Source organism: Gilliamella bombi (genome assembly GCF_900103255.1).
Classification (GTDB): domain Bacteria; phylum Pseudomonadota; class Gammaproteobacteria; order Enterobacterales; family Orbaceae; genus Gilliamella; species Gilliamella bombi.
Genome location: NZ_FMWS01000041.1, coordinates 1 through 9,080 on the forward strand (window position 1 = coordinate 1; position 9,080 = coordinate 9,080).

General features: G+C 33.8%; 9 protein-coding genes, 2 tRNA genes and 2 pseudogenes. 6 read left to right on the forward strand and 7 right to left on the reverse strand.

Going from position 1 to position 9,080, the window contains the following annotated elements:
• Positions 1-132: 132 nt before the first annotated feature.
• Positions 133-534, forward strand: a pseudogene (locus B9N71_RS08375) (transposase); the annotation flags it as partial.
• A gap of 39 nt (positions 535-573) precedes the next feature.
• Here the strand turns inward: B9N71_RS08375 and asd are convergent.
• From asd to B9N71_RS13550, 5 genes and pseudogenes are all read right to left on the reverse strand, one after another.
• Positions 574-1,677 (reverse strand): aspartate-semialdehyde dehydrogenase, encoded by a 1,104-nt coding sequence (gene asd / locus B9N71_RS08380; RefSeq protein ID WP_085165501.1) that lies wholly within the window; start codon positions 1,675-1,677, stop codon positions 574-576.
• A 377-nt stretch (positions 1,678-2,054) separates the two neighbouring features.
• Positions 2,055-2,131, reverse strand: a tRNA-Pro gene (locus B9N71_RS08385).
• Positions 2,132-2,153: 22 nt separating this feature from the next.
• Positions 2,154-2,229, reverse strand: a tRNA-His gene (locus tag B9N71_RS08390).
• Between the two features lie 133 nt (positions 2,230-2,362).
• On the reverse strand, positions 2,363-2,572 hold the full coding sequence (locus B9N71_RS08395; RefSeq protein WP_370738308.1) for an L-serine ammonia-lyase, iron-sulfur-dependent, subunit alpha: 210 nt from the start codon (positions 2,570-2,572) through the stop codon (positions 2,363-2,365).
• Between the two features lie 22 nt (positions 2,573-2,594).
• Positions 2,595-2,847, reverse strand: a pseudogene (locus B9N71_RS13550) (serine dehydratase subunit alpha family protein); the annotation flags it as partial.
• Between the two features lie 329 nt (positions 2,848-3,176).
• Between B9N71_RS13550 and B9N71_RS08405 the strand changes: the two are divergent.
• Entirely contained in the window at positions 3,177-3,857 is a 681-nt protein-coding gene (locus B9N71_RS08405) for a response regulator transcription factor (protein WP_034910896.1), read from the forward strand.
• 144 nt (positions 3,858-4,001) lie between these two features.
• Positions 4,002-5,171, forward strand: coding sequence for an ATP-binding protein (locus B9N71_RS08410; protein WP_208610473.1), 1,170 nt, complete (start codon positions 4,002-4,004; stop codon positions 5,169-5,171).
• Positions 5,172-5,184: 13 nt separating this feature from the next.
• Here B9N71_RS08410 and B9N71_RS08415 read toward each other — a convergent pair whose 3' ends face one another.
• Positions 5,185-5,919 (reverse strand): M15 family metallopeptidase, encoded by a 735-nt coding sequence (locus tag B9N71_RS08415; protein ID WP_065590754.1) that lies wholly within the window; start codon positions 5,917-5,919, stop codon positions 5,185-5,187.
• A 175-nt stretch (positions 5,920-6,094) separates the two neighbouring features.
• Here B9N71_RS08415 and rlmN point away from each other — a divergent pair, with 175 nt between their 5' ends.
• The 3 genes from rlmN (at position 6,095) to B9N71_RS08430 (ending at position 8,509) form a co-directional block, all read left to right on the forward strand.
• Positions 6,095-7,228 carry a dual-specificity RNA methyltransferase RlmN gene (gene rlmN / locus B9N71_RS08420; RefSeq protein ID WP_143422092.1) on the forward strand — a complete coding sequence of 378 codons (1,134 nt, stop codon included), beginning with the start codon at positions 6,095-6,097 and terminating at the stop codon, positions 7,226-7,228.
• A 29-nt stretch (positions 7,229-7,257) separates the two neighbouring features.
• Positions 7,258-7,872, forward strand: a complete 615-nt coding sequence (locus B9N71_RS08425; protein WP_085165507.1) for a hypothetical protein — start codon at positions 7,258-7,260, stop codon at positions 7,870-7,872.
• Between the two features lie 61 nt (positions 7,873-7,933).
• Positions 7,934-8,509, forward strand: a complete 576-nt coding sequence (locus B9N71_RS08430; protein ID WP_065560205.1) for a manganese efflux pump MntP — start codon at positions 7,934-7,936, stop codon at positions 8,507-8,509.
• A gap of 102 nt (positions 8,510-8,611) precedes the next feature.
• Here the strand turns inward: B9N71_RS08430 and B9N71_RS08435 are convergent, their stop codons facing one another.
• Complete coding sequence (locus B9N71_RS08435; RefSeq protein ID WP_085165509.1) at positions 8,612-8,929, reverse strand: ClpB D2-like domain containing protein; 318 nt, start codon at positions 8,927-8,929, stop codon at positions 8,612-8,614.
• Between the last annotated feature and the right edge of the window lie 151 nt (positions 8,930-9,080).

Consider the following 9,080-nt stretch of genomic DNA (forward strand, 5'->3'; position numbering starts at 1 on the left):
TTCAGCTTCTTTTAAAATAGCGACGATTTGATGTTGAGTCATTTTTTTCATAATTAAATCCCCCTTTTCTTTTATCATAGAGAATTTTCTACTTTTTTGCTGTACTATTTTAGGGGATAGTTACACAAAGTCTGTCCGTTATTGTCACAGTGTACACAGAGTAAAAATACACAGAAAGTCATCACACGCCATATCTGGGAAGCAGATAAAGAGAAAGCCAATGAGATTCGTTTAAGTCAGTGGGGTAAAAAAGTCTATGCTCGGCGAAAAGAGACGGTTGAGCGCAGTTTTGCTGATGCTAAACAACACCACGGACATCGCTATGCAAGATTTAGGGGAAGAGCACAGGTTCAAATGCAGTGTTTATTGGCCGCAACGGATCAAAATATCAAGAAAATAGCGATAAAGCTATTTTTGTTACGTTTTTTTAGGCCATTTTTTAATTTATTTAATAAAATCCAAATTAAAAATCCTGTTTATGGTTTAAATAAAAAAATAAACCCCGAATTATATCGAGGTTTGTCATCAATCTGAAAAAAACCGATAAATCGGGTTTTTCTATTTTATTTCTAATTAGGCTAAAATGCGTAACATTCTACGTAATGGTTCAGCCGCACCCCATAATAATTGGTCACCAACCGTAAAAGCAGAAAGGTAATCTTTGCCCATATTCAATTTACGTAAGCGCCCAACAGGTGTTGTTAAAGTGCCTGTTACTGCTGCTGGGGTAAGTTCACGCATCGAAACATCACGATCATTCGGCACGACTTTTACCCAATCATTGTGTGCAGCAAGAAGCTTTTCAATTTCTGGCACACTAATATCTTTTTTCAATTTAATCGTAAACGATTGACTATGACAACGCAAAGCTCCAATACGAACACAAAGTCCATCAACAGGAATAATCTGACTTGTTCCCAAAATTTTATTGGTTTCGGCTTGCCCTTTCCACTCTTCTTTACTTTGTCCATTATCTAGCGCTTTATCGATCCAAGGAATTAAACTTCCTGCTAATGGCACACCAAAATTATCAGTAGGTAAACTACCATCACGCATTTTTTGTGTCACTTTACGCTCAATATCCAAAATAGAGGAATGCGGATCTTGTAACTCTTTTGCTACTTCGGCATTTAGCATACCCATTTGAGTTAATAGCTCACGCATATGGCGAGCACCACCACCAGATGCCGCTTGATAAGTCGAAACAGAAACCCAATCTATAAGATTTTCAGCAAATAACCCACCTAATGACATTAACATCAAACTAACCGTACAATTACCGCCTACAAAAGTTTTAATACCTCTATTTAAAGCAGCATGAATATTAGCTTTGTTTACAGGATCAAGAACAATAATTGCATCATCTTCCATGCGTAACGTTGAAGCTGCATCAATCCAATAACCCTGCCAACCTGTTGCACGTAATTTTGCGTAAATCTTTGAGGTATAATCACCACCTTGGCAAGTCACAACAATATCTAATGCCCTTAATGCATCAATATTATCTGCACTTTGTAATGTACCTGTTTTACCACCGAAGATAGGAGCTGCTTGACCTGCTTGAGAAGTAGAAAAGAATACAGGATTGATATAATCAAAATCATGTTCTTCAACCATACGTTGCATAAGAACAGAACCCACCATTCCACGCCATCCTACAAAACCAACATTTTTCATAATTTATTCCCAATAAATAGAGGTTATATAAAGAGATATTTTTATCTATTAAAACAAAATATCACCATAAAACAAGTAAGATAAGAATAATTTTTGTAGGTAGGAATATAATAACATGCTGTTATATATTAAAAAGACAAAACAACCACAATAACGAACAGAAAAACAAATTATCATAACACAATGATTAATAATCAGTATTTTATTTTTTGAAATAATTGGATTATTAGTCAACTTATTTATAATAAGTTATATGTTCTCAACACTTTTTTCTTAGTTGGATCAATTCGTTGTGCATATTGGAACAAACAGATGAAAAAATAGTCTATTTTGAAACAAAAAATCTCAACTAAATGAACGAGCTTTTTATTTAAAAATGGTCGGCGAGAGAGGATTCGAACCTCCGACCCACTGGTCCCAAACCAGTTGCGCTACCAAGCTGCGCTACTCGCCGTTAGCTTTTCTATTTAATAAAATGGGGTGGCTAATGGGATTCGAACCCACGACAACTGGAATCACAATCCAGGGCTCTACCAACTGAGCTATAGCCACCATAGAATCAGGACGAAATATTACGCATAAAAAATAACATTGTCCAGTAATTTTTTTAAAAATATGCTGATTGCTTATATTAAAATCGCTAAAAGCCTAATATTTTATCATAAAGCAAATATTCATGCTTTGACTACAATGGTACCAAGATTATTGATTGATGTTTCCACGCTATCAAAAAACAATTCCTTCCTTCTTTATCTATCACTCTAATTTGGCTTAATGCCATTAATACTGCTTTAAATCCAGGAGACACTGAAGTTGATACTTTCATTACGCAACTGCTTGAAGCACCATCACAAATAATACCAGATAAATCACGAATCATACTACAAATAGCCATATCAATAGGCTCATAATACCCAACCACCGATTGCGCCAATGGCAGCAGCAATAGGTAATCCAACCATACCAGTACCTGGCACAGTTACCACCTTACCATTCTTTATTAAATTAGGCGAAACATAAGCATCAATTTTTTCAATGTTTGTTGCTACTATGTTAGATCGCAATAGCTGCAACCAAAGCTAAAGATATGGGCTCTGTACAACCAACTGCAGGTAAAACATCATGTTTTACCAATTGAATTAATTGTTGCCAGATTACTTGTTGTTCTATTTTTTATCTCCATATTAACTTTAGTAATGTTAAATGGTGGAACATTTAGTGTTAAGTAAACTGACTATTTTAGTCTATCTTAATTAAGATTTGAATAATACCTACTTATAACCATTAGAAAGTAGCATAATGGTTATGGTGGTTATTGTGAAAAAATATATTAATACATATAGTTATGTCTTAAACCTTTTTACATTATTTAATAGTGAATTAAATAATCAGGAATAGTTTAAAATATGTAATATTTTAGTAAAAGAACCTGACTTTTTTTTTATTATTGCAATAATGTAAAAACCTATAATTAGATAACAATGGCGATTGCGATTATGATAAATATTTTATTAATAGATGATGATATTGAATTATCACAAATGCTTAGCGAATATTTGACTAATGAAGGTTTTAATATCAAAAGTGTTTATTTAGGTAAAGATGGTATTGATGAAGCGCTATCAGGTAAATATCGTGCAGCAATCTTAGACGTGATGTTACCAGATATTAATGGCATTGATGTCCTGAAAAGCATCCGTCAACAATGTAATATGCCTGTTATTATGTTAACTGCTAAGGGTGATAATATTGATCGCGTTTTGGGTTTGGAATTAGGTGCTGATGATTACATTCCAAAACCATGTTATCCGCGTGAATTATTAGCAAGATTACGTGCAGTTTTACGACGTTTTGATGAACGTTCGGTCGAAATGGTTGATGATAAAAAATACCATTTTAATGGTTTAATGTTAGATCTACCTCAACGGCTTTGTACGTGGAATGGACAAGTAATTGATTTGACATCAACCGAGTTTAATTTATTAGTTTTATTAGTGAAACATAGCGAGCGAGTAGTAACTAAAGAAGAATTATCTGAAATTGGGCTTGGTCGAGCAAGAGAACTTTATGATCGTAGTGTTGATGTCCATATCAGCAATATTCGCCAAAAATTACATCAAGTTGCACAAAATGATGTGACAATAGAGACGATTAGAGCCGTCGGTTACCGTATTCGTTAACAAACAAATAGGCTTGACATGAATCATCGATTATTCTGGAAAATACTTATCACGTTTGGGGTAATCTTTTATCTTACCTTCCAATTGACTTGGATTGCGTTTTCTATTTATGTAGAAAATAAAAATCAAAGATTTCTCAATCATATGCCTACGAAAGTCGATATGATTGCCCAGTTATTACATGTAGCTGGTGAAGATGAAACGCTTAATTTCATAGCACATTTACCTGAGCGAGAAAGAACGTTACTGTCAATAAAATTAGTTTCTCCATTGAATGATCAAGTTAATATTTTAACCGATGAATTAGAAACACCTACATATGCTTATCAACGCATGACTGTTGCTCCTGACGGAACTCTTTATTCTGTTTCATTTAAAGAGGATAAAGAGGATCATGTTAAAAAGGCATTGTTCAACATGCCATTGCCCATTGTATTAATGGGCATATGTGTTGGACTTGTTTTTAGCCTCTTTCTAGCGTGGAATTTAACTAGACCGATGAGGTTATTAAGGCAAGGTTTTTTCAAGGTATCTCAGGGAGATCTTTCTGTCAGATTATTCAATAAACTAAAACCTAGGCGTGACGAACTTAGCGAATTAGGTAAAGATTTTGATATGATGGTTGAGCAACTTAATATATTACTTTCTGATCGTCAGTCTCTCCTTCATGATGTTTCTCATGAACTTAGAACTCCGCTTGCTCGATTGCAACTAGCAATTGGACTTGCTCAACAAAATAAACAAAATATTGATACATCTTTAGCTAGAATAGAGTTAGAGTCAGAACGTTTAGATCAGTTAATTGGCGAAATTCTAAATTATTCTCGTGCTGAAATGAATAATCGCACTGATGAATATTTTGATTTAAAAGACTTAATAAGTGTAGTAATCAATGATGCTAATTATGAAGCTAATCATCAGTTAATTGAAGTACATTTTACTTTATCATCTATTACTCATCCAATTGTTAAAGGTAATTCAGAACAAATACGTCGTGCTGTTGAAAACATTATCCGAAATGCTATTCGCTTTTCAAAAGCTGAGCAAGCCGTAGAAGTTTCACTAAAAGAAACAGGTAAGTATTTACAAATTGAAGTTAAAGATCGAGGTCCTGGTGTTGAAGAAAATAAGTTATCAAGTATTTTTGAACCATTTGTCCGTATTCAGTCTCCACAATTAGGTAAAGGTTATGGTCTAGGACTAGCAATTGCCAGAAAGACCGTCATTATGCATAACGGTACTATCCAAGCAACTAATCGTGATGGTGGAGGCCTTATTGTAACAATATGCTTGCCTTATTGGAGAAAACATTAATAATAAAAATATATTAATAACAATCAGCATTCACCGTTAATACATACTCTTTAACTAGGCTTTCCAGCTTGATTTTATCGCGCCCTATAAAATTTAAAGATCTCATAATAACTTCTGGATCACTTTTCAATATATTTTTGTATTGGTCAATATATTGGCTAGCAATAGGTTTATATGACCAGTGCCATTCTTCAGGTTGATACCCTCCTTTGCGTCCTTCATTAAAAGCTTGGCAAAATCCATATTTAGGCAGATTTTTTTGAAGCCATTTATATAAAATGATGCCTTTTTTATCATACTTAAAATATTTTGATGAAACGCTGGTAATATCAATATCTGTTCCCCAATGATGCCTTGATGTGCCAGGCATTGACGAAAATTTTAGAATTTCTTCAGCAATTTTTTCTGGATCATTTATTTTAGCTGATAAAGCATCCCATTTCCGTTGCCAAATACCGTTTTGGTAAGTGTAATTCCGCGTTGCACTTACTATGATAAAAGGAACATCTGGATGAACTTTTTTAAAATCATTGTAGGCTTTTATAAGTTGTTCGGTTGGCTCTTTTTGTAGATACATTCCTTTTTTATTAACAGGTAGTATAGTTGAATCTAACGCAATAAAACCATTATCTTTTTTTTCGTCAAACTGTCCAATCAGTTTATTTAATGTGATCTGTTGTGCCATGGTAAAAGTAGGAAATAGAAGTAAAGATAAGTTTAAAGTTAAACCACCTATTTTTTTTAACATTGTTGATTTCTTCATCTTTCAAGCGTTGCCAATATTCTATATAGCCAGATTAAGTTAAAAACAGTATAATCCTTTTCCTAAAAAAAGAAATAGCCATAATGTGTAAAAACGAGGCCTTATGTTAACAACATCTACATCTAATACGTCTGAAAATTGTTTAGACGCTACCAATACAATGAATCTTAATACAACTAATTCCATAAACGAAAGAATAAATTTACTAAACTTCACACGCCAACAATTGAGAGAGTTTTTTATATCACTTGGTGAAAAACCGTTTCGAGCTGATCAAGTAATGAAATGGATCTATCATTTTGGTGTAGATAATTTTGATCAAATGACCGATATCAATAAAAAACTACGTGAACAACTAAAGACTTTAGCAGAAATTAAAGCTCCTAAGATTGCCATAGAACAGCGTTCTTCTGATGGCACAATAAAATGGGCACTTGATGTTGGTAATAACCAACTGATTGAGTCTGTTTATATTCCTGAACGTGATCGTGCAACATTATGTGTTTCATCTCAAGTTGGTTGCGCACTAGAGTGTAAATTTTGTTCTACTGCCCAACAAGGATTTAATCGTAATTTAACCGTTTCTGAAATTATTGGCCAAGTATGGCGTGCATCAAATGCAATTGGTGTCACCGGAAAATTAGCAGATAGGCCCATTACTAATGTAGTTATGATGGGTATGGGTGAACCGCTACTTAATTTATCTAATGTTGCACCAGCTATGGAAATTATGTTAGATGATTTTGGCTATGGTTTATCAAAAAGGCGTGTAACACTATCGACATCAGGAGTTGTTCCCGCTTTAGATAAGCTAGCTGGTATGATTGATGTGGCGCTAGCGATATCACTTCATGCACCTAATGATACTATTCGTAGTGAAATTATGCCAATTAACCTAAAATACAATATGTCTATGCTACGTGATTCAATTCTGCGTTATCTTTCGTCTTCAAACGCAAATCACGGAAAAGTAACTATTGAATATGTATTACTTAATCAAATTAACGATGACGTTGAACATGCTCATGAGCTTGCACAATTCCTAAAAAATGTACCTAGCAAAATTAATTTAATTCCTTGGAATCCGTTCCCTGGTGCGCCTTATTCAAGATGTTCAAATACACGAATTGATCGCTTCATGAAAACATTGATGGGATATGGATTTACCGTAATAGTTCGTAAAACACGGGGGGATGATATCGATGCTGCATGTGGCCAATTAGCTGGTGAAGTTGTTGATCGCACTAAAAGAACTCTTTACAAAAAGCAGAACCTTGTTAAGCAAACAGCATAAGGATAAATCTTTATAAAAAGGAGAGATAGATGAAGAAATTGTTAGTTATAACTAGCTATTTTTTGATGATAGTACTAGCGGGTTGCCAAATGAAAAACAACAATGAATTTGATCCAGAAAAAGCCGCTTTGGCTAGGATGCGACTTGGGTTAGGATATCTTGCTAAAGCAAATGAGTCAGAAGAAAATATCAAAGTAGCACATTATAATCTAAAATTAGCTGCACAATACTCTCCAAATAATCCCCAAGTTATGTTAGCCATGGCAATGTTTGATCAACATGTTGGTGAATACAACGAAGCCGAGATGATTTACAAACGTATTACTCTAATGCAACCAGGTAATGGATTATATCATATCCATTATGGTTCTTTTTTATGTGGTCGAGATCGTTATCAAGAAGCAAAAAAACAATTTGAACAGAGTATTGAGTTCGATCGTCATCGTTGGAAAGCTGATGCTTATGAACAATATGGTTATTGTGCAATCCAAAATAATGATAAAAGAACAGCTGACTTAATGTTTAAGCAGCTTTTTCAATATGATGTTAATCGTCGAAACAACGTTATAAAAACAGCTGAACTTTATAAAAACAAAGGTGATAAAAAAATAGCAAATTATCTATTTTCAGTAACAAATAAATAAATCATCATCCATTATTATAATATTAATAAATTTTTAATAATTATAAGCAAGAGTATATGTCATGAATTTTTGGGCTATTTTATTATTAGCACTAGCAATGTCAACCGACGCCTTTGCTGTCGCCGTTTGTCGTGGGATTTCACTTAAATCAACACCAATTTTAGGCGCATTCAAAATTGGTATTCTATTTGGTGTTGTTGAGGCTATTACCCCATTGCTTGGCTGGTTAGTTGGTTATATTGCGTTGCAATATATTGAACAATGGGATCATTGGGTTGTATTTGCTGTCATGCTATTTTTAGGCATTAATATGATATATAACAGCCAGAAACAGTCAGATGGAAATTGCCAAGAAGATGAATTAACATCATCAAAAAAATCTTTTCTAATGCTAATTTTCACAGCAATTTCAACCAGTATAGATGCATTTGCCGTTGGTGTTGGCTTAGCATTAGCAAGTGTTAATATCTTTTTTGCTGCATCAATGATTGGACTCGCTACCTGTACAATGGTTACTATTGGGTTATTATTGGGTAATAAAATTGGCTGTTTAATTGGTAAACGGGCTGAGCTTTTGGGCGGGTTAGTACTTATTTCTATTGGAGTAATAACTCTTTATCAACATCTTTCAGTTTAATATTTCAAATAAAAATACTTTTTATACTGTTAGGTTTCGAACGTTTTATTGATTGATATATTTTATCCAAATTTAAATAACGTCCGAAACCAATCACTTTCCTTAATAAAGGTTACAGAAAACTAACTCTATTTTATCTTCCTTTAATTTTTGTAAAATTTCCATATCAAAACTATGTGTCTGCTGGTTATAAATTGCTTTAAACACTCCTTGATCTTGAGGATTCTGCAAAATATGATTAACAATAAATGGCCTAACATTGATTTTTATATAACCCGACAATCCTCGGGCACCACGAATGATATCATAATGATCGTGACAGAATGTACTGATACAAGAATCTTTTATTTCGATAGTGTAGCCTCGATGACTATGTGATTGATTTAATTTGTCAATTTCTCGACGAATATCTGGATTCAAACATGAAGTGCAATTTTAAACACGGTGGAGTGAAGAAAGTAGAAAGGTGATTTATACTAGCACCTTCGCACCACCACAGTTTGGAGATTGCTATGTATTACAATCACCTTTCTAGGAAGGAAAGATACCCGATTTTCGTATTATTACAAGC

What these genes read in the sequence shown, in the direction of transcription:
- asd (WP_085165501.1), bottom strand. Translation starts at nt 1,677, where the DNA reads ATGAAAAATGTTGGTTTTGTAGGATGGCGTGGAATGGTGGGTTCTGTT.
- B9N71_RS08395 (WP_370738308.1), bottom strand. Translation starts at nt 2,572, where the DNA reads ATGGCTATTTGTAGTATGATTCGTGATTTATCTGGTATTATTTGTGAT.
- B9N71_RS08410 (WP_208610473.1), top strand. Translation starts at nt 4,002, where the DNA reads ATGCCTACGAAAGTCGATATGATTGCCCAGTTATTACATGTAGCTGGT.
- B9N71_RS08415 (WP_065590754.1), bottom strand. Translation starts at nt 5,919, where the DNA reads ATGTTAAAAAAAATAGGTGGTTTAACTTTAAACTTATCTTTACTTCTA.
- rlmN (WP_143422092.1), top strand. Translation starts at nt 6,095, where the DNA reads ATGAATCTTAATACAACTAATTCCATAAACGAAAGAATAAATTTACTA.
- B9N71_RS08425 (WP_085165507.1), top strand. Translation starts at nt 7,258, where the DNA reads ATGAAGAAATTGTTAGTTATAACTAGCTATTTTTTGATGATAGTACTA.
- B9N71_RS08430 (WP_065560205.1), top strand. Translation starts at nt 7,934, where the DNA reads ATGAATTTTTGGGCTATTTTATTATTAGCACTAGCAATGTCAACCGAC.